Genomic DNA, 23,482 nt, shown 5'->3' on the forward strand with positions numbered 1-23,482 from the left:
GTGAGGCCAAGACCTGGCACGGACTGGGCCGCGCCGTCCGCCGCGGTCTCGACAACATGCAAATCCAGGCATACCTCGCCGCCGCTGCGGTCAACCTCAAGCGCCTGGCCGCTTATCTGCTGCTGATCTTGCGCTGTTGGCTCCTGCCAAACAGAACTCTGAACACATTTACCGTCTGACCAGACTGCAAATCATCAGATCAGCAATCGGCTTCTTCAACAGGCCCTGACCGTTGGTATCAGATCCGGCCCTGTTTCAACATCGTCACGGCATTGTCGCAGGCCCGCGCCGTCATGGCCATGTAGGTCAGGGACGGGTTCTGGCAGGCGGAAGAGGCCATGGCCGCCCCATCGGTCACGAATATGTTGGACACATCATGCAACTGGTTCCAGCGGTTGGTGACCGAACTGCGCGGGTCATGGCCCATCATCGCCCCGCCCATTTCATGGATGGCGCTGCCGCCGATGCCGGGCTGGTTCAAGGACAGGATGACCTTGCCACCGGCGGCTTTCAGCATGGCGCTGGCCTCCTTGCCGGCATCGGTCAGGGCCTTGCGCTCATTCTCCCCATGGGTGAAGTCGATCTGCAGCAGCGGGGCGCCGAATTGATCGACCTTCACCGCGTCCAGGCGCAGGCGGTTGCTTTCGCGCGGCAGGCTTTCGGCGAAGCTGACCAAGACCATGCGCCAGGGGCCGACATGGCGCAGATTATTTTTGAAGGCTTCGCCGATGCCGGCCTCGCGCTTGCCGCGTGTCCAGGTGCTGCGCAGGGCACCGCCCTGGAAAGAATAACCGCGCACGAAATCCGTTTCCGGCTGGTCGGCCAGATTGCGGAAGCGCGGGATGATCACGCCCGTGGGCCGGTTGCCATAGCTGGTGCGGTCCTGGAACGTATCGAACAGGGCGATGGCGCCCACCGTGCTGGCATGGTCCATGATATGGGTGCCCAGCCGGCCGCTGCTGTTGCCCAACCCGTTGGGAAAGGCGTCTGACCGGGAGCGCAACAGGATGTGGTTGGTGTTGAAGGCACCAGCATTCATGAAAATGATGCGGGCGGTATAGCGGCGGCGCTCCCCCGTTTTTACATTCAATACCGACACGCCGCGCGCCCGCTTGGCCTTGGCGTCGTAATCTACCGTCTCCACCACCGTATCGGTGATCAGGGTCAGGTTGCCGGTGGCCTGGGCAGCGGGCAGGGTGGAACTCTGCGTGCTGAAATAGGCCCCATAGGAACAGCCGCGCGGGCAGATCATCCGGTTCTGGCAGACGCCGCGCCCTTCCTTTTCCTGGGTCAGGTTGGCGGTGCGGCCGATGGTCAGCCGCCGGTCGGGCCATTGCGCCTCAATCACCCCTTTGGCGTGCTTTTCCAGCACATTCAAGGCCATGGGCGGCTGATAAATGCCATCGGGCAGGGAGGACAGACCCTCATTCTGCCCCGACACGCCGATGAATTTTTCCACATGATCGTACCAGGGCTTCAGGTCGGCATAGCGGATGGGCCAGTCGACCCCGTGCCCATCCTTCTTGTTGGCCCCGAAATCATGATCGCTCATCCGATAGGATTGGCGGCCCCAAGTCAGCGACCGTCCGCCCAACTGATAGCTGCGCCACCAGTTGAACTGGGTGCCGTCCGCGACGGCATAAGGGTTTTCCCGGTCATTGACGAAATGGTTCTGGGTATATTCGGTGAAATGCCGGTTCTTCGACTGAACGGCAAAATCCCGTTCATAAAGCTGCGGATCGCCTTCGCCCCGGAACGGCATTTCCCAGGGGGCTTTCATCTCGGTGACGTAATCGGTGCCATGTTCGATGTGACGGCCGCGTTCGACCATCAGAACCTTCAGGCCCTTTTCGGTCAGTTCCTTTGCCGCCCAGCCACCGGTGATGCCGGAGCCGACGACGATTGCATCGAAATCTGTGTTCATCCGAAATCCACCGCTGTCCAGTCGTTCGACCAGGCCCGATCATTGGGGCCGACGGGCACATCCGGGTCGAAACGGCCCGGCACCAGTTCAAAGAACAGTTCCTGGCTGCCCCCGATTTCGGAGGTATAATAGCCGGTGACGATCAGGCCCTTCAGCGTGCGCCAGGGCGATTTTTCACCGCCCTTGGCATAGGCGGCCGCATCCAGGTCGGCCAGGGCCTTGGCCTGGACCGCCGGTTTGGCGGCCAGGAAGTTGCCACCGGCCTTCAGGTCCAGCTCAAACCTCAGCCAATCCAGCCAGCCGGCCCCGGCCGGGGCGGCACCGCCGCTGAACTGGTCAGCCGGCGGCGGCCGGTCGGTGTGGGAAAGCCCATGCTGCAGCGCCAGGATGATGAAATCCGGCACCCCGGCCTTCACCGCCCCTGGCGTGGCCGTATCAGGAATGGTCAGGTCGCAGACGCGTTCCAGCAATTGCCGCATCCGGGCGGGCAGGGGGGGCGGCGCGCCGGCCTGGGCCAGTTGCGCCCAAACCTGGGCCGGTGTCACCGCCGCCCCGGCCAGCGCCAGACCGGCGCGCAGCAAATGGCGGCGACTGGCAATAGGAGGACTATCGATGTTTGGCATCTGCACTATCCTTGTGATCTGACGGTGTCAGAAGAGGCCCAGCTTGCCGCCGCTGGCCGCAAAGTCCCGGTAGGCGCGCCATGTGTCTGGTTGCAACGATTCCACCGGTTCCGTCTTATCGCCCAGGCCCATGATCTTGCCGCTGGACAGGCGGGGCCAGAGTGGGGCTGGAGAGCCCTTCGCATTGGGATCACCATCGCGCACGAAACTCACCCAATAGCCCATCATGCTGGCGGCAATCGCCCGGTCGGCTTCCTGAATGGCGCGGCCCGATTTATCCAGCGTGCCGAACACATATGCCAGTTCGACACTGTGGAAGCTGCCGAACCGTTCCGCCGGCGTGCCGGTCTGGGTGTGGTTGAACAGATAGGCGTGAACCGGGGCGGCATCTGCTGGCCGTGTCTGCGCCCAGGCCAGCATGGAGGCTATGGCCTGTTCGCGCAGCAGCCGCTTTACGGCAACCGACGCCGTTGCATCGTCCGACGCCGTGTAAAAGGGGCGGAAATGAACGGCCTTGTCGCCAAAACGGCGGACCAGCAGATCTTCCAACTGCGCCACGCTGGCCAGTGACCAGTCCCGCCCGGTGCTGCCTTCATCGGCGGTCAGCCCGGTCAGCACCGGCACATTCGACCGCTGTTTTGCCGGGTCCGGCAGGATGGCCGGCTCCGTAATCGGGGCGAAGCGCAGGCCGGGCGGTCCCAGGGACGGGTCTTTGCCGGCCTTGGCAACGGCATCCGCCGGCAAGGCGCGCAGGGCTTCAATGCTCTCAACGCCAGCAGCGGCCAGCAGCTTTTCGCCCATGGCCTCCGCTGCGGCATGGGGCATGATGGGGATGCCCATGCCGGAACCGCTCTGCGCGATAGCCTGCCTGAACAGGCCGGCGGCTGAAGGGGCGGCCAGCAGGGCATGGACAGACGCAGCCCCCGCCGACTGACCAGCCACGGTCACACGCGTCGGGTCGCCCCCGAACCGGGCGATATTCTCCTTTACCCAGCGCAGCGCGGCGATCTGGTCCATCAGCCCGTAATTGCCCGATGAACCCGCCTCCCGCGACAGGGCAGGGTGGGCGAGGAAACCGAAGATTCCGAGGCGATAGTTCAACGAGACAACGATGATGCCCTGACGGGCCAGGGCCGTGCCATCATAAAGCGGCACAGCGCCGGATCCGCCAACAAAGGCCCCGCCATGGATCCAGACCATGACTGGCAAACCTCCGGCCGTCGCAGCCCCCGCCGGTCGCCAGACATTCACAAACAGGCAGTTCTCACTCGCCTTGCCGATGGGGAAATATTCTGCCGTCCAGGGAGAGCCGCCGGGCGGATTGTGCGGTGGTTCCTGTAAACAATCAGCCCCAAAATCCGTGGCCTGCCGCACGACTGTCCAGGCCGGCACCGGCTGTGGGGCCCGCCAGCGGTTGGCCCTACCTGTGTCGCCGGCATAGGGAATGCCCAGGAAGGCATCCACCCCATCGGTGGATTTGCCGGTGATCGGGCCGGCATTCGTGTCGACCAGCGGTGCCGCCGCCTGCACCGTGGCCACGCCGGCCAGCAGCGATAACAGGCAGGCAGCCTGCGCCAATAAACGGAATTGTCGGCCCATCCCAGCTCTCCCTATTCTGAAATCATGTCCTTGACGACAGCCGGCACCGGCAAAGCAGGTCCCGGCTGTCATAAGGGCTTTGCATCAGAAGCGGTAGGTGCCCTGGATGCCGAAGGTACGCGGCGGGGCATAGATGGCGTTATAGATCAGCGAGCCGCCGGCGGCGTTGAAGTTGGCAAAGGCCAGCGGCTGCTTGTTTTCCAGGTTGCGCACATAGGCCTGGATGGAATAGTCGCCCTCCGCCGAATTATATTCCAGCGACAGATCGGTCATGATGTAGCCCTTCTGCCGCATCCCGGCCCAGTTCACCACCGACAGGTAATGGGCGGATTTGTAACGGCTGAAGGCACCGGCCACGATGTTGGAGCCATCGCCGATTTCAAACGTGTGGCTGTAACCGGCCGAAAGCGTCCATTTCGGGGCCTGCGGCGGGCGGTTGCCGGCCAGATTGAAGGGTTGGGCACCGGGTGTTGCCGGGTCGCTGTCATTGATGGGATTGCCATTGACGCCCACCAGCGAGGTGGCAAAGTCCTGCACCTTGGCATCCAGGTAATTGATGGTGAAGGACAGCTCATCCACCGTGCTCAACAACAGCCTTGTATCAGTTTCAATACCCCAGACGCGCGACTTACCGGCATTCAGGGTACGGGCGCCGACATTATTATCAACGAAGACCTGGATCTGCTGGTCCTTGTAATCATAATAGAAGCCGGAGGCATTGAACTGCACGCGACCGTTATTGAAACGGTTCTTGGTGCCGATTTCATAGGCGGTCAGCTTTTCCGGTTCATAGGAGCCGACACTGTCAAAGCCGCCGCTCTTATAGCCGGTGCTAGCCTTGGCATAGACCAGGCTGTCGCGCGCCGGCTTCCAGTCGATACCGATATTGCCGGTGACCTGATCGGAGGAGGAGCGCGGCGTCAGGATGCTGGCACCGGGCGAACCGAATGCCGGCGGGGTCGGACCCTCACCACGACCGAAACGCGGGCCATAATTATAGAAGGTGCCGCTTTTGGCATCATCGGTATAGCGAAGGCCGCCGGTCACCATCAGTTCCGGCCCCATCAGCGGTACACTCACCTGACCGAAGGCAGCCTTGGAGGTGGAGAGGATGTCGGGGCGGTAGAAATAATTCAGATAGGCCTTGGGCAGTTCCAGATAAAGCCCGCGCGACAGATCCACCTTTTCGCGGAAATAGAAACCGCCCAGCTGATAGAACAGGCCGCTGTCCAGCGTCTTGGACAGGCGGATTTCATGGCTCTGCGTCTGCGAATTCAGCTTGTTGTTGCGGAAGGTGAAGGTGGCCGGCAGATAGCCGTTCAGCGGCAGCACACTGTCCGTCTTATTGTCGCGGTAGCCACCCAGATAGGCCAGGGTGCCGAGATCGAAATCCACCTCGATCCGGCCGCGCAGGGCGAATTGCTCGCTATCGAAATTGCCCAGATCGCCCAGCGGGAAACGATGCGGGTTGATGCCGCTGAAGGTCAGATTGGACGGGATGCCGTTATTTTCCATGGCCGGGGTGGAGGGGATGGCATCCACAATGCCCGCCGCATAGGCCGGGTTGGTCAGCACGCCATTCTGGGCGACCAATACACCGTACTGCGAGGGCGGCAACTGGTCGACATTGACATACTCGCCGGCAATATAGGTGCGGATATTCTCCGTCGGTTCCCAGGCCAGCGACAGGCGGGCGGCATCGACATTCTGGTCCTCGCCGCGACCGACGGCACCATGCTTGCGGTAGCCATCATGGGAGGTGTGCATCCCGGCCAGACGCACGGCCACCGTGTCGCCCAGCGGCACATTGATCGCACCCTCGGCCTTCTTGGCGTCGAAATTGCCATAGCCCAGGGTGGCAAAACCGGTGGTCTTGCCCAGGATGGGCTTGGCGGCGATGATGTTGATGGCGCCCGCCGTGGCGTTGCGACCATAAAGCGTGCCCTGCGGGCCGCGCAGCACCTCAATCCGTTCCAGATCGAAGAAGCTGGCATTCAAGGCCACCGGGCGGTTGATATATTCGCCATCGATGCCGATGGTCAGGGCGGGGTCGGAGGCTTCCGAGACATCCTGGCTGGAAACGCCGCGCACGCTGATTTTGGTGAAGATCGTGTCGCTGGTGATGTTCAGGTCGGGTGCCAGCCGGGTCAGCCCGTTCACATCGGTCACACCGGATTTGATCAGATCATCGGCGCTGAACGCCCGCAGCGCAATCGGCGTGTCCTGCAGGTTGGTGGCGCGCTTGGTCGCGGTCACCACGATTTCATCCAGCGTAAAGTCGCTGTCAGCCGCCTGGGCGGAGGTCGCAAAAAGGGCGACCGCTCCTGCGGCCAGCAGGAGCTTGGAACGGGTACGCATTGATGTCCTCCCTTGAGAGCCCGATTGGTCAGGGCCTGGGCTCTTTTTCTAAAACTAGAACCCTAATTCTGAAAACATTTAACCCCCGGATGGTTCGGGCGTCAAGCCGTTCCGTGACACATGGAAATACAATGGTAATAGGGGTTGGCTCGGTGGGCACCACGGATTAGAATGATGTCAATAGAATCAGGGTTTTAATTTTTTAAGGGCGTGGAAGTGTCGAGCATGGATGAGGCGCCGGAGAGCGAGCCGTTGTTGAACCCCGCGGGGCGGGAGCCCAAACAGGGGCGCAGCCGTGCTTCTTTTGAGCGGATGCTGGCCGCCGCCACCGATCTGTTGATGGAACGCGGCAATGATGATTTCGCCCTGACCGACGTGGCGAAGCGGGGAAAAGTCTCCATCGGATCGATCTATTGCCGATTCGACAGCAAGGATGATCTGATCCAGGTGGTGCAGCACCGCTTCATCGACAGGATGATCCTGGAACAGACCGACATGGTGGAGAGGATGACGGCGAAGGCCGGCGACCTGGACAGCCTGGTCCGTTCCTTTGTGGAGGAACTGGCCGAGTTCCTGAAGCGCAATGCCCCGGTGATGCGCCCGATGATGCAGCGCGCCGCCAGCGACCCGGTGGTCAGCGCGCTGGGGCAGCGCGGCTATCAGGATCTGGCCGACAAGGTGCAGACGGCCTTGCTGGCCCGGCGGGAGGAGATTGGCCACAATCTGCCCGAACTGGCCATCGATACCATCCTGCGCGTCGCCTATTCCACCTTCGCCCGCCATCTGGGCTTCGGCATGACCGGCGGTAATTATAACAAGGCCGACTGGAAGAACCTGAAGACGGAGGTGGGGGTGATGTGTTCGACATATCTGCGCAACGCCCATCGATGAGACATTGACGGCGCGCCTTTCCGTTTATAAATAGAATTATTATTCTTATTCGGTCGATGCTGACCGAATCTCCAAACGGAAAGGTCTGCCGCCATGGCATCCGATGCTGCCCCCGCCAGCGGGCGGGCCGCCAGCGTGCACGCCATCGACCATGCCGCCGCCATGACGCCGCAGCGGCGCAAACAGGCGCTGGTGGTGGTTGCCGGCGCCTTCATGATGGATTTGATCGACCTCACCATCGTCAATGTCGCCTTGCCCTCCATCCAGCGCGATTTGGGGGCCGATACGGCGGCGATGCAATGGATGGTGGCGGGCTATGCGGTGGCCTTTGCCGTGCTGCTGATCACCGGCGGCCGGCTGGGAGACACCAAGGGCTATCGCCGGCTGTTCATGCTGGGTATGGCCGGCTTTACTGCCACCTCGCTGCTCTGCGGGGCGGCGGTCAGTGCGGAAATGCTGGTGCTGGCGCGGCTGGCCCAGGGAGCGACGGCGGCCATGATGCTGCCGCAGGTCATGTCGCTGATCCAGGTGATGTATCCGCCTGCCGAACGGATCGGCGCGCTGGCCGTGTTTGGGGTGCTGGGCGGCATTGCTGCCGTGCTGGGGCCGGTGATCGGTGGCATTCTGATCGAGGCCAACCTGTTCGGCCTGGGCTGGCGGCCGATTTTCCTGATCAATGGGCCGTTGGGCGTGGTGGGGTTGATCGCCGCCTGGCGCCTGCTGCCGCCGGGCCGGTCGGCCCATGGCGGCGCGGTCGATCTGGTCGGTACGGGCCTGATCGCCGCCACCCTGCTGGCCCTGCTGCTGCCGCTGCTGCAGGGGCGGGAGGCGGGCTGGCCGCTCTGGTGTCTGGCGCTGCTGGCGGCCTCGCCGCTGCTGGCCTGGGCCTTCATCGCCCATATCCGCCGGCAGGCCCCGCACGGCAGGGCGTTGGTGGACCCGGTACTGTTCGCCAACCGGGGGTTCAGCGTCGGCCTGTCCCTGTCGCTCTGCTTTCAGGCCACCACGGCGGGGCTGCTGTTCATCCTGACGCTGACGCTGCAATATGGGCTGGGCTGCACGCCGCTGGAAACTGCGCTGGTCCATATTCCCTATGCGCTGGGGGCGTCGGTGGCCATCGGCTTTGTGGCAAGGCGGGCGCTGCCGCGCATCGGCTTGCCGCTGATCCTGATCGGCGTGGTGCTGATGCTGGCCGGCTTGGCGGCCTTGGCCGCGCTGGTGGCCGGCGGGGGCGGGCTGGTGCCGTTGGGGGCGGCCCTGCTGCTGACCGGCACGGGCATGGGCATGGTGGGCGGGCCGCTGGGGCCGGTCACCTTGTCGGATGTCGATGTCGCCCATGCCGGTTCAGCATCGGGCAGCATGAAGGCGGTGCAGCAGCTGGGCGCTGCCGGCGGCGCGGCGCTGATCGGCGGTGTGTTCTTCATGCTGGCGGGCGATCTGGCGAATGGCGCGGCGCGGTCGGCCTTTCTGCTGACCCTGCCTCTGCTGGCGGCCATGTTGCTGATGGTGGCGTTCCTGGTGACGCGCCTGCCGCGTGATCTGCGGATTTTTCGGAAGTGAGGGGGCGGGGCTTTTCGTCAAAGCCTCTCATACCGTCATTCCCGCGAAGGCGGGAATGACGGTGGTGAAACCGTGAAATCCGCTGCCTTTACACCAACCAGCACTCAGAAAAACCAACGGGAGGACAGTATGAGCGACCCTATTCTGCGTCTGGGCATGATTGGCGGCGGGCCGGGCAGTTTCATCGGGCCCGTCCACCGCATGGCGGCGGAGCTGGACGGGCGCATCCGGCTGGTGGCCGGGGCCTTCAGCAGCGATGCCGAGCGCTCGCGCCAGGCCGGGGCCGGTTACGGCATCGATCCCGCCCGCGCCTATCCCAGCCATCAGGCGATGATCGCCGCCGAGCGCCAGCGGGCGGATGGCATTGATCTGGTGGCCATCGTTACGCCCAACCATCTGCATGTGCCGGCCAGCCTGGACGCGCTGAACGCCGGTCTGCATGTGATGTGCGACAAGCCGGCGGCCTTGTCGCTGGCGGAAATGCAGGGGCTGGCCGGGGTGGTGGCCGATGCCAGGGGGCTTTATGCGCTGACCCACACCTATACCGGCTATCCGCTGGTGCGCGAAGCCCGCGCCCTGGTGGCCGCTGGACGCTTGGGCCGCCTGCGCAAGGTGGTGGTGGAATATAGCCAGGGCTGGCTATCCACCGCGCTGGAACAGACGGGCAGCAAGCAGGCTGGCTGGCGCACCGATCCCGCCTTGTCCGGACTGGGCGGCTGCATCGGGGATATCGGTGTTCACGCCTTCAATCTGGCCGAATATGTTGCCGGGGCACCGGTGCGGGAACTGTGCGCCGATCTCTCCATCATGGTGCCGGGGCGGCGGCTGGATGATGATTGCAACATCCTGCTGCGCTTCGATGACGGCACGGCGCAGGGCGTGCCGGGTGTGCTGCACGCCTCCCAGATTGCCGCGGGCGACCGCAACGGGCTGCGCCTGCGGGTGTTCGGCACAGAGGCCGGGCTGGACTGGTCGCAGGAAGTGCCCAACATCCTGACCATCCATGGGCTGGATGGCCGCACGGAGGTTCTGCATACCGGGGCCGGCAATCTGGGCCCGGCGGCGCGCGGCGCCACCCGCCTGCCCACCGGCCACCCGGAGGGCTATATTGAGGCATTCGCCAATCTCTACCGCGATTTCGCCGCCGCCATCCGGGCGGGCGCGATGCCGGCGGATGGCTGCCTGCCGGGGGTGGAGGCGGGCCTGCGCGGCATGGCGTTTATTGAAACCGCTGTAGCCAACAGCCAGGCGCGGGCGGGGTGGAGCCGGCTGGGGGTGTAGCGCGGAGGAAGGCGCTCAGCGACGAAGGCGAACAAGGGCGCGCGCCCCTTCATTGCCTCCCCCGCTTCACGCGGGGAACCAGGGCCAAGGGATTAGGGGAAATGGAAGCGGGTGGGCCTTCTCTACCGTCATTCCCGCGAAGGCGGGAATCCAAGCAACGCAACGGGTTATGGATTCCCGCCTTCGCGGGAATGACGGGAAAAGAGGCTGAAACCTAAATCCGACAAACGCTAAGGCGTGGTTCTTGGCACCCCTGGACCCCCGCTTCACGCGGGGGAGGCAATCTATTGATTGAGGCAGCGTTTCTCATCACCAATGAACGTTAAAACACAAGACCATCCGGAGGAACCCAACCATGCGCACCATCAAAGGCCCCGGCATCTTCCTGGCGCAGTTTGCCGGTGATGCCGCCCCCTTCAACAGCCTGGAAAGCATTGCCGATTGGGCGGCGGGCCTGGGTTACAAGGGCGTGCAGATCCCCAGCTGGGATGCCCGCCTGTTCAACCTGCGGCTGGCCGCCGAAAGCCGCGACTATGCCCAGCAGATACAGGGGATGCTGGCCGCCAAGGGACTGGCGGTGACGGAGCTTTCCACCCATCTGCAGGGCCAGCTGGTGGCCGTCCACCCGGCCTATGATCCGCTGTTTGACGGGTTCGCCGATCCATCGGTGCGCGGCAACCCGGCGGCGCGCCAGCAATGGGCGGTGGAGCAGTTGCATCTGGCGGCACGCGCCAGCGCCAATCTGGGGCTGACGGCCCATGCCAGCTTCTCCGGCGCTTTGGCCTGGCCCTATATCTATCCCTGGCCGCAGCGCCCCGCCGGGCTGGTGGAAGAGGCGTTTGCCGAGCTGGCCCGGCGCTGGCGCCCGATTCTGGATGCGTTTGAGGAGGCTGGTGTCGATCTCTGCTTCGAACTGCATCCAGGCGAAGACCTGCATGACGGGGCCAGTTTCGAACGGTTTCTGGAGGCGGTGGACGGCCATGTCCGCGCCAATATCCTGTTCGATCCCAGCCATTTCGTGTTGCAGCAGCTGGATTATCTGGCCTTCATCGACCGCTATCATGATCGCATCCGCGCCTTCCATGTGAAGGACGCGGAGTTCCGGCCCGATGGTCGGTCGGGTGTTTATGGTGGCTATCAGGGCTGGGTGGACCGGCCGGGCCGCTTCCGCTCGCTGGGCGACGGGCAGGTCGATTTCAAGGCGATCTTCGCCAAACTGGCGCAGTATGATTATCCCGGCTGGGCCGTGCTGGAATGGGAATGTGCCCTGAAGCACCCCGAAGATGGCGCGCGCGAAGGGGCCCCCTTCATCCGCGACCATATCATCCGCGTCACCGACCGCGCCTTCGACGATTTCGCCGATGCGGGCGTGGATGCAGGGCTGAACCGGCGGTTGCTGGGGATTTGAGGAGGATACAGCTGATCCTTGGGCTACATGGCCAAGGGTCAGCCGTTTGTACAACACCATATGGGCGTGACCAACGATTGTCAGGTCGGTGAGAGTCCGTCCAAGAATTTTCAATTATTTGTCAATATCTTAACCGTCATTCCCGCCTTCGCGGGAATGACGGTAGAGAAAGGGCAAGGCTTCGAAAGGCGGGATAACTTTCCAGACAGACACTGAGAGATAAGCGATCATCAGGTCATGCGGTCGGGTATTCGGCACGCTTTCGGGCAATGAAGGCCTCAATATCGAAGCCGTCAGCATTGCCGCTTACCTCACCGGCAATGAGGGCGGCCCGCATATCGTCACGGGCGCTGTTGTAGTGCCTGGTGACGGCTGAATTCTTTATGGGCGCGCTGGAATTTTCGCTGGGGATAGGTCCGTTATTCCTGCTCATGGCCCCCTTTGCCCTCAGCCCACCGACAGGGTTACCGGCAGGTCGGCGCTGTTCCAGCCCAGCAGCAGCTGATGGGGGCCGGCGGCGCGTTGCCAGCCGCCGGCCTGTTCATCCCAATGCTGGAAGGCGCGAGGGGGGAGGGTGAAGCGGGCCTGCTGTTCTGCCCCGGCCGCGATGGTCAATGCTGTAAAGCCCCGCAGGTGGCGGATGCCATCCGGCCCGGCCACATAAAGCTGCGGCACCACCTTGCCGGCGCGGTCGGACAGGTTGCGTACCGTCACCGTCACGTCTGCCCCGCCATCGGCGGTTGGCGTCAGACGCGCATCGGAAAGCCCGAACCGGGCATAGCCGAAACCGGCCCCGAACGGGTAAAGCGGGGCGGTGCCCGCCGCTTGCATCCCCTTGTAACCGATCAGATGGCCTTCACGGTAGGGCAGGTCGCCCTTTTCATCCGGCGTCAGGCCGAAGGCGGGGTAATCCGCATCCTGGGCGGCGACGCTGACCGGCAGGCGCCCGCCCGGTTCGCGGTCGCCGGCCAGCACCTGGGCCAGGGCGGGGCCATATTGTTCACCGGGGAACCAGGTGATCAGCAGGCCGCGCACCTGATCGTGCCAGGAAATATCAAAGGCATGGGCAACATTGCAGATGGCCACCAGATTGGCATTCACATGCCGCACCCGGCGCAGCAATTCCAACTGTGCTTCCGGCAGGCGGGTGCCTTGGCGGTCCTTGCTTTCCACGCCGGAATCCGCCGTTTCCCCCAGCATCAGCAGCACCAGATCAGCCTGGGCCGCCAGGGCAACCGCGCGGTCCAGCATGTCCGCCGGGCGGTCGGGACCGCGCATCCCGTACCACAGGCCCTGGGCGCGGGCGGGCGTATAGGCCAGTTCAAAGCAAAGCAGCACCGGCTTGCCCGCCTGCATCTCCACCAGCACGCTTTCGCTGTCGCCGCCCTTCAGGATGCCCATCAGGTCGGACGGGGAAACTGGCCCGCCACCCTGGAAGGCTGGCTTGCCATCGATATACAGCGTGACGGCCCCCGTACCACCGATATGCACGCGGTGCGGCCCGTCACGTTCCGGGGTGAACCAGCCGGTGGCGCGGATGCGGCCTGCCTGTTTCAGCGCATCGGTGCCGGGCAGGCCGACAAACCAGGTCAGGGAATTGGTGTCGCGGGTTTCGGCATGAACGGGTTCCGTTTCCCCCTCGTGTCCGGCCAGCCATTCCACCGTCAGGCCGCGCGTGGCCCCATCGCCCAGATCGCGGGCGGGGCGGGCGGACAGGGGCGGCAGGCGGTACTCTGGCTCCACGCCCTGTTCATACCCCACCTCAAACCGATCGCCGAACTGGTCACGGATGGCCTGCAGCGGATTGATGAAATCTGACCGCACGGCAATCTTGGCGAAGGTGCCGCCTTGCAGGCAGGGGGCCGTGGCATTGGGGCCGATCACGGCGATGCGTCGGGCGCGGGTTGGCAGAATGGGCAGGATATCCTGGCTGTTTTTCAACAGCACAAAGCCCGCGGCGGCTGCCTCCGCCAGCGTGCCATCCACATCGGTCGGGGCGGGCTGGCGGGGCATTGCGTCGATGCGGGCCACGGCCTTGGCCACGCGGCCCGCCGCATCTTGCAGCCGGGCCGCCGGCACCTCGCCGGCTTCCACGGCAGCGGCGAATTTCTTCCCCAGCACCCGGTCCGGCCCCGGCATATCCAGGTCCAGCCCCGCATTGGCCGAGCGCAGTGTATTGTGGGCGCCGAACCAGTCGGACACGATGAAGCCGGGGAAGGCCCAGTCGCCCTTGACGATGCCGGTCAGCAGCCCCTGATGTTCAACGCAATAATCCCCGTTCAGCCGGTTATAGGCGGCCAGGATGCCGACGCAACCTGCAGCGGCTGCCATTTCAAATGGCAGCAGATAGGTCTCGCGCAGGGCGCGGTCGCTGGCCACGGCGTTCATGCTGTCGCGGGCGGTTTCGCTGTCATTGCAGACCAGATGCTTGGCGACGGAGCCAACACCCTGGCCCTGCAAGCCGCTGATCCAGGCGGCCCCCAGCGTGCCGGCCAGATACGGGTCTTCGCCATAAAGCTCAAACCCCCGGCCACAAAGCGGGCTTCGCTGCAGGTTCAGGTTCGGGGCCAGCACGGCATCCACGCCCAGCCGCCGCGCCTCCATCCCCACAATGGCCCCCACCTGCGCCACCAGGGCCGGGTCGAAACTGGCACCGAGCGCCGTGCCGCAGGGGGTGAGCACCGCCACATCCCGTTCATCCACCCGGCCGGACGCAATGCCCATCGGCCCATCGGCCATCTGAATGGACCGGACGCCTGGCAGTTCCGCCGTTGACCACATGTCACGGCCAGAGGTCAGGGTTGCCTGTTGGGAAAGCGTGAGGGACATGGGGGTACTCCCTGGGGTTGGTTTTTGGTTGGTTTTGGAGAGATTTACGAGAGGCGGCGCGATCGGGTTTGTTCCGCCATCACCGCCCCCTCAACCGTCACCCCGGCGTAGGCCGGGGTCCAGGGGCCACAGGCGCTTCGCTCTACGAAACTGGACCCCGGCCGCAGCATGGGTGACGGTGGAAGAAGGGCACTACGGTACAGATGAACACGCTGGTGGAGCAAAACCCCTCACCGCGCCAGCCGCATCACCTGTTCGGCTTGCGCCTTTACCTGGGCGGCAATGTCGGCATCCACCAGCCTTCCTTCCGCATCAAACGGCTTTTGCGCCACCGTATTGACGGCGATGCCCAACGGGGTCGGCCAGCCGCGCATGGCGTGCACAATGCCGCGCAGGGCGGAGAGCGTCACGCCACCGGCCTGCCAACCTGCCGCCGTCACCACCAGTCCCACCGCGCGCCCATCGAAATAGACGCGGGCGTCGCTGCGCAGATCTTCCAGCAGATCGATGGCGTTCTTCACCAGCCCCGACACCCCGCCATGATAGCCGGGGGAGCCGATGACCAGCCCGTCCGCTGCGCGCACCGCCTCGACAAATTCGCGCTGTTCGGGCGTGCGGTCGGGATTTTCCGGGGCGAAATGCGGCAGAGCGGCGAGTGCCGCCCCACCAAACAGCGTCGTTTGCGCCCCCAGTTCGGCGGTGGCGGCCAGAACAGCCGCCACCATGCGTTCACCCGATGACCCCGGCCGGGTGGTGCCGCCGAACCCGACGATCAGCGGCCGGCTCATGCCGTCTTGTCCTTGAAGGCGGGGATGACATGGCGGGCCAGCAGGTCCAGCGTCTGGTTGGCATAGGCCTTGCGCTTGGCCGTCAGCGGACCGGTCAACATACCGCACAGCACATTGCCGATGCCCAGCTCGGCATAGGGCTTCAGATGCTCGATCACCGTTTCCGGGCTGCCATACAGGCACCAGGTGCCGATCCAGTCCTCCGTCAGGGCGTTAGGCGTACGGTCGGTTTTCGTGTTGGCTTCGTTGGATTCCGCCTTGGCGGCGAAGGCGGCTTCGCGTTCCACGGCGGCCTGATAATCGGTCAGGATATCTTCCAGTTCCGCCCGCGCCTGCGCATCGGTTTCGGCAATATGCACGCACTGATAAGTATGGGTGGTCCAGGACAGGGCGTCGGCCACGCGTTCCGCCGAATGGCCGGCGGCCAGCAGCAGGTCGCGGTAAATTGTGAAGAACTTTTCCACATGCTTGAACGGTTCCGTCCCGCCGATCTGCGGCGGGGTGAAGGCGGGGATGAAGGCGGGCCAGCCGAATTCCGCCGCGCGGCGGGCGCTGCTTTCCTTCATCGCCACCGGCATCAACTTTGCGTGGCCCGGCGTATAGGCGACGGGTGCTATGCGCTGCACCACCTCACCCTTATAATGGCCATTGTCGAAACGGATGGTCGGGTCTTCCGGCTTCTTGGCCCAAAGCTGTTCGGCAATGGCCAGATTCTCTTCCGCCAGACGGGAGGCTTCCTTGTAATTGACCCCGAAGCCGATCATCTCCTCTGGCGTGGTGCCGCTGCCCACGCCGACCAGCAGGCGGCCTTCGGTCAATTGATCCAGGATATTGATGCGTTCCACGAACCGAACCGGGTGGTGCAGCGGCACCGTGGTGACGGAAAAGCCGAAATGCATCCGCTTCACCCGGGCCGCCAGATAGGCCGCGAACATCATCGGGTCGGATGCGATCGGCATATAGCCTGTGAAATGATGGTCGGGCAGGAAAACCGCGTCCAGACCGGCGGCTTCCGCCCGATCGACATGATCGATCAGGTCCAGCATCAGGTCGCGGTCCTGTTCCTCACCCATGGTGCGGGAATTCAGAAAAGTTGAAAAACGCACGGGGATTCCTCCTTGCTCGCCGCCCCGGTCCTGATGCGATGCCCCCGGCAATCGCCCGGCCTTGGCTTTCGAATTAGAATTGCTATTCTGAATAGCTAACGGAGCGAACCGCCGGGTGTCAACCGAAAGCAGTGGTGAGCCATCCGATTTTTCGCCAAGCAATTTCCGCGCTGGATAGTGCGTTTACCGCATTGACAAAACCCGCCCATCCCGATCATCATAATTAGAATAATAATTCTTATATGGCGCTTCCCAGCGCTGAAACGGGAGTAACGTTCGATGGTGGATCAGGCCGTGGCGTCGCCGATTGCAGGCGGCGCGCGAAGGGCAGGGCTCGCCCAGGGCATCATCCTGGTGATCAGCGGTTTCCTGCCGATTCTGGCAATTGTCTCGCTGACGCCGGCGGTGCCGACAATCCTGGACCATTTCCGCGATGTCGCCAATGCCTCTCTGCTGGTGCCGGTTCTGGTGTCGGCCCCCGGTCTGGCCATCGCCATCCTGGCCCCTTTTGCCGGCATATTGGTGGACCGGTTCGGCCGTCGGCCGCTGCTGGTCTGGGCCACCTTCTTCTATGGTATTGCCGGGTCGCTGCCCTTCTTCCTGGACAGCCTTTACGCGGTGATCGCGTCCCGCCTGCTGCTGGGGGTGACGGAGGCGGCCATCCTGACCATCATCAATACGCTGATCGCCGATTATTATGATGCGGCAGGGCGGCGTAAGCTGTTGATGGCGCAGGGATTGGCCGGGCCGGCCATGGCGTCAGGCGTCATCGCCGCGTCGGGCATGTTGACGGCGGTCAGCTGGAACGGCGTGTTTCTGATCTATCTGATCGCGCTGCCGATTTTCGTCGGCACCCATTTCATGATTTTTGAACCGGGCCGGACCAAGCAGGGGGCGCCCGTCGCCCCGCAGGCCGATCGCGGCCCCACCCCGCCTTTTCCCACCCGTGCGGTGGCGCTTTATGGTGCTGTCACCCTGTTCGCCTCCACGCTCTATTACGTGTTCATCATCCAGGGCGGTCTGGCCTTCCGCGAGGTCGGGGTGAATGATCCCAAACATGTCGGATCGCTGATCGCGCTGGCCAGTTTGGGCGTGCCGGTGGGCGCGTTGATCTTCGGCTGGATTGGCAAGAAGGCCACCGCGCTGCAGATCTTCTGCTTCTTCGCCTTCCTGGGCGTGGGGCTGGCCGGGATCGGGCTGGCAACGGAATATAAATCCATGATGGCGCTGCTGGTGATCCAGCAAATGGGGGCCGGCATGACCATCCCGATCCTGATCGCCTGGGCGCAGAGCAAGCTGCCCTTTGCCCATCGCGGTCGCGGCATGGGCATCTGGGCCTCCTGCTTCTTCCTGGGCCAGTTCACCAGCCCGTTCTTTGTCGCCGGTGCCAAATCGGCCACGGGCGGCACGGTGCAGGCGGCCTTCCTGACCATGGGCATCGCCGCCCTGGTTGCCGCTGCTGTTGCGCTGGTGGCTTTGGTGAAGGTCAAGCCGGATACGGGGGTGAAGTATTGAGGGGGGCGTTGCGCTGACTTGAGCGATTTTCCGCGCTATCGCCACTCTCTCAACCGTCACCCCGGCGCAGGCCGGGGTCCAGGAGCCACAGGCGCTTCGCTCTACGATACTGGACCCCGGCCTGCGCCGGGGTGACGGTTTAGTTTAGCGAGCAAGCAAAGTCCCCCATTCCCTTTCAGCGCTTCGGCGCCAGGTCCGCCGGTGCGGGCCGCCGATGGCCATCCTGCATGGCCGCCGGTCCGATTGCTGCAACCGGGAGAACCGTGATGCATCTCGCCGCCTGTATTGAATGGCTGTTCGCCGCCGAGAACCCCGATTTCACCGACCGTATCCGCGCCGCCAAGGCAGCAGGTTTGACGGCGGTGGAATTCCATCTCTGGCGGGAAAAGCCGCTGGCCGATATCCGCCGCACCCTGGATGAAACCGGGGTGCAACTTGCCAGCTTCGTGGTGGAGCCCCGCCGTTCCCTGGTCGATCCGGCCCAACACGATGAATTCCTGGCCGCCGTGCGCGACAGTCTGGTCGCCGCCAAACAGGCCGGATCGCCGGCCCTGGTGGTGGCATCAGGCTTCACCCGGCCCGATGTGCCGCGCCAGGAACAGCATGATTGCGCCGTCGGCATTCTGCGCCAGGCCGCCACACTGGCAGAAGAAGCCGGCATCACCTTGTTGCTGGAACCGCTGAATGACCGGGTGGAACATCCCGGCATGTATTTGGTCAGCACCGTTGAGGGGCTGGATATGGTGGAGGCGGTGAACAGCCCCAACCTGCGCCTGCTGTACGATATGTACCATTCCACGGTGATGGGCGAAGATCCGGCCCAGGTGCTGGCAGGCCGCTTCCATCTGGTGGGGCATGTGCAGGTGGCCGACGTGCCGGGCCGCAACCAGCCCGGCAGTGGCACTATCGATTGGAGCCGCTATATCGGGCTGCTGCGTGAGCTGGGCTATGACGGCGCCATCGGCCTGGAATACAAGCCCACCGGCCCGACGCTGGAGACATTGGCGACAACGCGCACGGCGTTGGGGGTTTAAGAGGGGGCCGTGAGGGCTGGGGACAACGGTTTAAAGGAATTTGTTCCAGAGCCGTTTTTCTCACCGTCACCCCGGCGCAGGCCGGGGTCCAGGGGCCACAGGCGTTTCGCTCTACGAAACTGGACCCCGGCCTGCGCCGGGGTGACGGTGGAGAGGGGCGGAAGGCGAACGGCCCTTGGTTAAAAGGCCAAGCCACCCCCGAATCCCGCCTCCCCCCACGACCGGAGCCGCCTTCCATGTCCCATTCTGCCCCAACGGGCGGCCCCAGTGCCGCCCCGCTGCCGCTGCGTGCCAAGCTCAGCTATGGTGCCGGTGATTTCGCCTTTGGCCTGTCCTGGAACATGGTCGGGGCCTTTCTGCTGTATTTTTATACCGATGTGGCGATGCTGCCGGTGGGCATTGTCGGCACTTTGTTCCTGCTGTCGCGCCTGCTGGATGCCGGGTTTGACCCGGTGGTGGGATTGCTGGTCGACCGTACCCGGTCCCGCTGGGGCCGGGCGCGGCCCTGGTTTCTGTTTGGTGCGCTGCCCTTCGGCCTGCTGGTCGTTGCCACCTTCTGGATGCCGCCGCTGGGGGCGTCGGGCAAGCTGATATGGGCCTGTGTCAGCTTCGTGCTGCTGGGGCTGCTGTTTTCAGTCGTGAATATCCCCTACAGCGCGCTGATGCCGATGATGACGGGGCGCCGGGATGAACGGGTGCAGTTGGGCAGCCTGCGATCGGCTGGCACCGCCCTGTCCGTCATCGCCGCCACGGCAGCCACCATGCCGCTGGTCGGCTGGCTGGGTGGGGGCGATCAGGCCAAGGGGTTCCTGCTGGTGGCGATCCTGGCCGCCGTGATCTCCGTTGCCCTGATCTGGAACCTGTTCGCCCAGTGCCGGGAGCAGATTCACGAGGAAACCACCAGCAGCAGCGGGGAGCGGACCACGCTGGGGGCTGTGGCCAATATGCTGCGCAACCGGGCCTGGCTGGTGGTGTTCCTGTTCACCACGCTGAATTTCATTCGTTTCGGCGCAGTGTTGTCGGTCACCGCCTATTTCGCCATCAATGTGCTGAAGCAGCCCTGGATGATCTCCATCCTGCTGCCGGCCATTTCCGGCACGCTGTTGCTGGGGGCCGTCATCGCGCCACCCTATCTGGAGCGGCTGGGGATGCGCAATGGCAACCGGCTGGCCCTGGCGGCGGCCCTTCTGCTTTACGCGCTGCTGCCGCTGACCGAGGCGCAACCGGCCCTGTTCCTGGCCGTCTATATCCTGGCCTCCATCCTGATTTCTGTCACCATGACGGCGATTTTCGCCATGGCGGCGGAGGTGGTAGACCATCACGAGGCGCAATTCGGCGTGCGCCATGAAGGGCTGCTTTCCGCCGGTATCAGCCTGGCCACCAAGATCGGCATGGCCCTCGGCGGGGCGGTCGTCGCCTATGGGCTGGCGCTGGCCGGCTATGATGCGGCTTCTGTCAGCGACGGGGCACGGCAGATGGTGCATTGGCTCTATTACGCGCCGGCCCTGCTGGTGCTGCTGGCGCAGATCCTCTGCATCGGCTTCTATCCTGGCAGTCCGGTGCGGCGGGCATAAAGGGGGCCGGTTCGAGGCCGTCGCCTGATAGCCAGCAAGTGGCTCTCCACTTTTCCAGGGCAAGTCCAGGATTTCCATGGCCCTCGCCTGTGGATGACCTCGGCCTTGTAGGGGCCGTTGACGGACGCGGCCAAGACGTTGTCGTATTAATCGCCGACGCTGCCGACCGATGGTTGGATGCCGGCCAGACTCCACCGCCATCTGCCCGCAAGCGCTTGGACTGGGTCATACCTCAAGAGACCTTCACCAGAAAGTTGGCGGCCAACACGAGAACGTGGTAGGGGAAAAATCAACCGCGCCCCACTTCAATGTGAACCGGCCACCCTGCACCAGCGTCGACCAGCCGGGAGGGCGCGGTCCGTCGACGATTTTTTGCAACTTTTTTGTGCGATATCAGGATTTCAGCGCCTTTCGAAGGCGGTTGAACGTAATTGACACGGCATATAACGCAGACTATACTGTGGCTAAAGCTCTTTAAGTTGGATACAAAGAAATGCAAATCACACCAAAAGAAGACGATAATAGCGTAAAGCTGGTGAAGCGTCAAAAATATGTGCCCCCAAGACTGGTTGAGGTTGGTCAAGTGTCCGACTTGACGCAAAGTAACGGCAATGATGATGGGAGTGATAGCATGTATTCCTGAATTGCGGATGTTTAGTGTCATTATTATTTTTTCAAATTCGCGTTTTACGTGAAATCTCCGCCTTATGATTAAGCCTTAAGTGGTTGTTTCATGCCCTTGGCGGCCCCCCAAACCTCAACCCTTGCCCCTTAAAAGCCAGGGGTGTTTTCAATTTTATTCGATACGCGGCAGCAGGGATTTGGATCCGGTGTCTGGCGTCGGACTGCTGTGTGGAGGAACAAAGTGTACATTCGGGAGCCGGACGTTATCTGGACCAAGCTCAATGGCGCTGTTGTTGCCATGGGAATTGGTAGCGGCAAATATTTCGAGATCGAAGGGGTTGGTCGGCTGATCTGGGAACTGTTGGAGCAGCAGCGTTCGTTCTCTGAACTTGTTGAAGCCATTGTTGCCGAGCATGAGGTGGAGCCAGCGGAGTGCGAGCGTGACGTGCGGGACTTCATCGCCGCCCTTGAGGCGGCCCATCTCGTTCAGAAAATCGAATGCTGACATCCAGTGCCACCGATGTCAGCATTCGCCGGCATAGTGCGTGGGGACGCTGCCCCCGTTAGCGACCATTATAGCCGGATATATGCGGGCCATAATGCCGCCAAGACCGTCGGAGCGGCAGCCCTGTTCGTGGAGGGCGCTGCCGCCCGGATGCTGCAGGTTCGTGATCCTGCGGGCCGCATCTGGCATATCGTCTCCGATGGTCGCCTGGATGACCGCGACCGCCTGGCAACCGGTCTCTGCCAACCGGAAACGGCAAGTGACGAGGAACTGCTGGCAGCCGCGTTTGCCCAATGGGGGCCCGCCTTCCCATGGCACATCACCGGAAGCTACGCTTTCATGGCCTGGGATGCCGCCGCCGACATCTTGATTTTGGCCCGCGACCCCGTCGGCGGCTACCCGATTTTCTACCACAAGGATAAGGACGGGACGGGCATCGCCTTTGCCACCGATCTGGCCGCCCTGCTGGTTGGCAAGCCCGGCAGGGCGCGGTTGCGGCCAGAGATGCTTGCCGGCATCTTAGGCCGAGCACCCGGCCTCACGGGCATCGGTTCATTCTATCGGGACGTCGATCTGTTGCCGGCTGGCCACCTGCTGCGGCTGGACAGCGGGGTGATGTCGGTGCACCGCTGGTGGCGTCCGCCGCCCGTGCGTGTCCGCGAGCAGCCGGCTGCCGAGCTTCGCCACCTGCTGACCGCTGCGGTGGAGGAACGCCTTCGCGGGGGAAGGCAATGCGCCGTCCTGCTAAGCGGCGGGCTCGATTCCTCTGCCATCGCCTGTTTGGCCGCCCGGCGGTTGCGGCAGGATGGTCGCCGGTTGCTGGCGATCAGTTCTGTCCTTCCAGACGGCTGGACCGGCCCTGAAACCGATGAGCGCCACCACATCGAAGCGGTGCGCGCCCAAGAGGATAATATCGACATCCACTGGGTGCGCGAAAATCCGCAGACGCAGCCCTTTGGCGCGCTCTCCCGAACCTTTGAGCTCTTGAATTGCCCCCCCTACTCCGCGGTCACGCATATGGAAGCGGCACTGTCGGCAGCAGGCCAGCAGCATGGGGCCGACCGCGTTTTGAGCGGGTTCGGGGGTGACTTCTTTGCTTCCTCCCGGCCCAATACCTTTCCCCTGGCCCTGGCCTGCGAAGGGGATTGGCAGGCCGCATGGCGGGAACTGGCCGCGATGCGACGCAACGGGGCCAGTTGGACGGCTCTGGCGCGCCGGGAACTACTGGGCCCGCTGGCGCAAACCGGCCGCCAGCGCGTGCAGGTGCCGTCCATCGTCGGACCGTCATTGCGCCCCTTCCTGACCCGGCGACGACGGCTGTTCGGGCAGGGCATCCCAATCATCGCCACGGCAAGACGCCAGATGGCGTTCCTGCTGGAGCCGAGCCGGATCGAATTGACCGTCAACGGCGCCACGCAGGTTTCGGCCAAGGCCTTTAGTCAGACGCTGGTATTCCCGATGCTGGACCGCCGGTTGCTGGAATTCATGCTGTCGCTGCCGGGGCGGCAGATGCGGCAGGATGGGATACCCCGATCCTTGTTCCGTCAAGCCATGGCCGGCATCCTGCCAGAGACCATTCGGCAGCGCCCGGACAAGGGGCCTGCCTTTGACCCGCTGATTGCGGCCCGCCTGGCCGCCGCCCGCAGTGAACTTATGGCCTGGGCAACAGCCACTGCCGGGCACCGATGCTGGGAGATGGTGGACCGGGAGGATTTCCTGGCGGAACTATCCAAGATCAGCCCGACCAACCGGGAGGGCTGGAGGCAGGGTATGTTCGCCTCCGTGCTGCTGGGGGGCATGATCGCCCATTTCATCCAATGGCACAGCGAACGGTGGCCCGACCAAGAACCGGGGACACCCTGA

Annotated in this window: 17 protein-coding genes and 2 pseudogenes; 10 read left to right on the forward strand and 9 right to left on the reverse strand. The window is 63.7% G+C overall.

What is annotated here, in order from left to right:
• A pseudogene (locus GE253_RS23230) lies at nt 1-179 on the forward strand (IS5/IS1182 family transposase); the annotation flags it as partial.
• Nucleotides 180-238: 59 nt separating this feature from the next.
• On the opposite strand, the gene GE253_RS23235 reads toward GE253_RS23230, so the two are convergent.
• The 4 genes from GE253_RS23235 to GE253_RS23250 form a co-directional block, all read right to left on the reverse strand.
• Complete coding sequence (locus tag GE253_RS23235; RefSeq protein WP_153206541.1) at nt 239-1,924, reverse strand: GMC family oxidoreductase; 1,686 nt, start codon at nt 1,922-1,924, stop codon at nt 239-241.
• A complete protein-coding gene (locus GE253_RS23240) occupies nt 1,921-2,547 on the reverse strand; it encodes a gluconate 2-dehydrogenase subunit 3 family protein (protein WP_153206542.1) in 627 nt (208 codons plus the stop codon). The genes GE253_RS23235 and GE253_RS23240 overlap by 4 nt, the downstream gene beginning before the upstream one ends.
• Before the next feature lie 27 nt (nt 2,548-2,574).
• Entirely contained in the window at nt 2,575-4,146 is a 1,572-nt protein-coding gene (locus GE253_RS23245; RefSeq protein ID WP_173012795.1) for a carboxylesterase family protein, read from the reverse strand.
• A gap of 84 nt (nt 4,147-4,230) precedes the next feature.
• A complete protein-coding gene (locus GE253_RS23250) occupies nt 4,231-6,504 on the reverse strand; it encodes a TonB-dependent receptor (RefSeq protein ID WP_153206544.1) in 2,274 nt (757 codons plus the stop codon).
• A gap of 225 nt (nt 6,505-6,729) precedes the next feature.
• On the opposite strand from GE253_RS23250, the gene GE253_RS23255 reads away from it, so the two are divergent.
• From GE253_RS23255 to GE253_RS23270, 4 genes are all read left to right on the forward strand, one after another.
• Complete coding sequence (locus GE253_RS23255) at nt 6,730-7,395, forward strand: TetR/AcrR family transcriptional regulator (protein WP_153206545.1); 666 nt, start codon at nt 6,730-6,732, stop codon at nt 7,393-7,395.
• A gap of 93 nt (nt 7,396-7,488) precedes the next feature.
• Entirely contained in the window at nt 7,489-8,955 is a 1,467-nt protein-coding gene (locus GE253_RS23260; RefSeq protein WP_153206546.1) for an MFS transporter, read from the forward strand.
• 129 nt (nt 8,956-9,084) lie between these two features.
• Entirely contained in the window at nt 9,085-10,236 is a 1,152-nt protein-coding gene (locus tag GE253_RS23265) for a Gfo/Idh/MocA family oxidoreductase (RefSeq protein WP_153206547.1), read from the forward strand.
• A 355-nt stretch (nt 10,237-10,591) separates the two neighbouring features.
• On the forward strand, nt 10,592-11,644 hold the full coding sequence (locus tag GE253_RS23270; RefSeq protein ID WP_153206548.1) for a sugar phosphate isomerase/epimerase: 1,053 nt from the start codon (nt 10,592-10,594) through the stop codon (nt 11,642-11,644).
• A 235-nt stretch (nt 11,645-11,879) separates the two neighbouring features.
• On the opposite strand, the gene GE253_RS23275 is transcribed toward GE253_RS23270, so the two are convergent.
• From GE253_RS23275 to GE253_RS23290, 4 genes are all read right to left on the reverse strand, one after another.
• Nucleotides 11,880-12,077, reverse strand: coding sequence for a type II toxin-antitoxin system ParD family antitoxin (locus GE253_RS23275; protein WP_153206549.1), 198 nt, complete (start codon nt 12,075-12,077; stop codon nt 11,880-11,882).
• 14 nt (nt 12,078-12,091) lie between these two features.
• Nucleotides 12,092-14,473 (reverse strand): glycoside hydrolase family 3 C-terminal domain-containing protein, encoded by a 2,382-nt coding sequence (locus GE253_RS23280; RefSeq protein ID WP_153206550.1) that lies wholly within the window; start codon nt 14,471-14,473, stop codon nt 12,092-12,094.
• Nucleotides 14,474-14,703: 230 nt separating this feature from the next.
• On the reverse strand, nt 14,704-15,261 hold the full coding sequence (locus GE253_RS23285; RefSeq protein WP_153206551.1) for an NADPH-dependent FMN reductase: 558 nt from the start codon (nt 15,259-15,261) through the stop codon (nt 14,704-14,706).
• Nucleotides 15,258-16,367 (reverse strand): LLM class flavin-dependent oxidoreductase, encoded by a 1,110-nt coding sequence (locus GE253_RS23290; protein ID WP_348770937.1) that lies wholly within the window; start codon nt 16,365-16,367, stop codon nt 15,258-15,260. Before GE253_RS23290 ends, GE253_RS23285 begins: the two co-directional genes overlap by 4 nt.
• Before the next feature lie 279 nt (nt 16,368-16,646).
• Here GE253_RS23290 and GE253_RS23295 point away from each other — a divergent pair, with 279 nt between their 5' ends.
• The 3 genes from GE253_RS23295 (at nt 16,647) to GE253_RS23305 (ending at nt 20,490) form a co-directional block, all read left to right on the forward strand.
• Nucleotides 16,647-17,882 (forward strand): MFS transporter, encoded by a 1,236-nt coding sequence (locus GE253_RS23295; RefSeq protein ID WP_153206552.1) that lies wholly within the window; start codon nt 16,647-16,649, stop codon nt 17,880-17,882.
• 266 nt (nt 17,883-18,148) lie between these two features.
• Nucleotides 18,149-18,916, forward strand: coding sequence for a TIM barrel protein (locus GE253_RS23300; protein ID WP_153206553.1), 768 nt, complete (start codon nt 18,149-18,151; stop codon nt 18,914-18,916).
• Between the two features lie 236 nt (nt 18,917-19,152).
• A complete protein-coding gene (locus tag GE253_RS23305) occupies nt 19,153-20,490 on the forward strand; it encodes a glycoside-pentoside-hexuronide (GPH):cation symporter (RefSeq protein ID WP_153206554.1) in 1,338 nt (445 codons plus the stop codon).
• Between the two features lie 68 nt (nt 20,491-20,558).
• Here GE253_RS23305 and GE253_RS26370 read toward each other — a convergent pair.
• Nucleotides 20,559-20,708, reverse strand: a pseudogene (locus GE253_RS26370) (IS3 family transposase); the annotation flags it as partial.
• A gap of 647 nt (nt 20,709-21,355) precedes the next feature.
• Here GE253_RS26370 and GE253_RS23315 point away from each other — a divergent pair.
• Both GE253_RS23315 and GE253_RS23320 read left to right on the forward strand, forming a co-directional pair.
• A complete protein-coding gene (locus tag GE253_RS23315) occupies nt 21,356-21,619 on the forward strand; it encodes a PqqD family protein (RefSeq protein ID WP_153206556.1) in 264 nt (87 codons plus the stop codon).
• Between the two features lie 36 nt (nt 21,620-21,655).
• Nucleotides 21,656-23,482, forward strand: a complete 1,827-nt coding sequence (locus tag GE253_RS23320; protein WP_173012796.1) for an asparagine synthase-related protein — start codon at nt 21,656-21,658, stop codon at nt 23,480-23,482.

The sequence above is a fragment of the Niveispirillum sp. SYP-B3756 genome (assembly GCF_009495745.1).
In the GTDB taxonomy this organism is placed as follows: Bacteria; Pseudomonadota; Alphaproteobacteria; order Azospirillales; family Azospirillaceae; genus Niveispirillum.

Coding starts and splice junctions, on each gene's coding strand:
- GE253_RS23265 (WP_153206547.1), top strand. CDS start 9,085: ATGAGCGACCCTATTCTGCGTCTGGGCATGATTGGCGGCGGGCCGGGC.
- GE253_RS23260 (WP_153206546.1), top strand. CDS start 7,489: ATGGCATCCGATGCTGCCCCCGCCAGCGGGCGGGCCGCCAGCGTGCAC.
- GE253_RS23295 (WP_153206552.1), top strand. CDS start 16,647: ATGGTGGATCAGGCCGTGGCGTCGCCGATTGCAGGCGGCGCGCGAAGG.
- GE253_RS23300 (WP_153206553.1), top strand. CDS start 18,149: ATGCATCTCGCCGCCTGTATTGAATGGCTGTTCGCCGCCGAGAACCCC.
- GE253_RS23275 (WP_153206549.1), bottom strand. CDS start 12,077: ATGAGCAGGAATAACGGACCTATCCCCAGCGAAAATTCCAGCGCGCCC.
- GE253_RS23250 (WP_153206544.1), bottom strand. CDS start 6,504: ATGCGTACCCGTTCCAAGCTCCTGCTGGCCGCAGGAGCGGTCGCCCTT.
- GE253_RS23245 (WP_173012795.1), bottom strand. CDS start 4,146: ATGGGCCGACAATTCCGTTTATTGGCGCAGGCTGCCTGCCTGTTATCG.
- GE253_RS23270 (WP_153206548.1), top strand. CDS start 10,592: ATGCGCACCATCAAAGGCCCCGGCATCTTCCTGGCGCAGTTTGCCGGT.
- GE253_RS23280 (WP_153206550.1), bottom strand. CDS start 14,473: ATGTCCCTCACGCTTTCCCAACAGGCAACCCTGACCTCTGGCCGTGAC.
- GE253_RS23255 (WP_153206545.1), top strand. CDS start 6,730: ATGGATGAGGCGCCGGAGAGCGAGCCGTTGTTGAACCCCGCGGGGCGG.
- GE253_RS23235 (WP_153206541.1), bottom strand. CDS start 1,924: ATGAACACAGATTTCGATGCAATCGTCGTCGGCTCCGGCATCACCGGT.
- GE253_RS23305 (WP_153206554.1), top strand. CDS start 19,153: ATGTCCCATTCTGCCCCAACGGGCGGCCCCAGTGCCGCCCCGCTGCCG.
- GE253_RS23240 (WP_153206542.1), bottom strand. CDS start 2,547: ATGCCAAACATCGATAGTCCTCCTATTGCCAGTCGCCGCCATTTGCTG.
- GE253_RS23285 (WP_153206551.1), bottom strand. CDS start 15,261: ATGAGCCGGCCGCTGATCGTCGGGTTCGGCGGCACCACCCGGCCGGGG.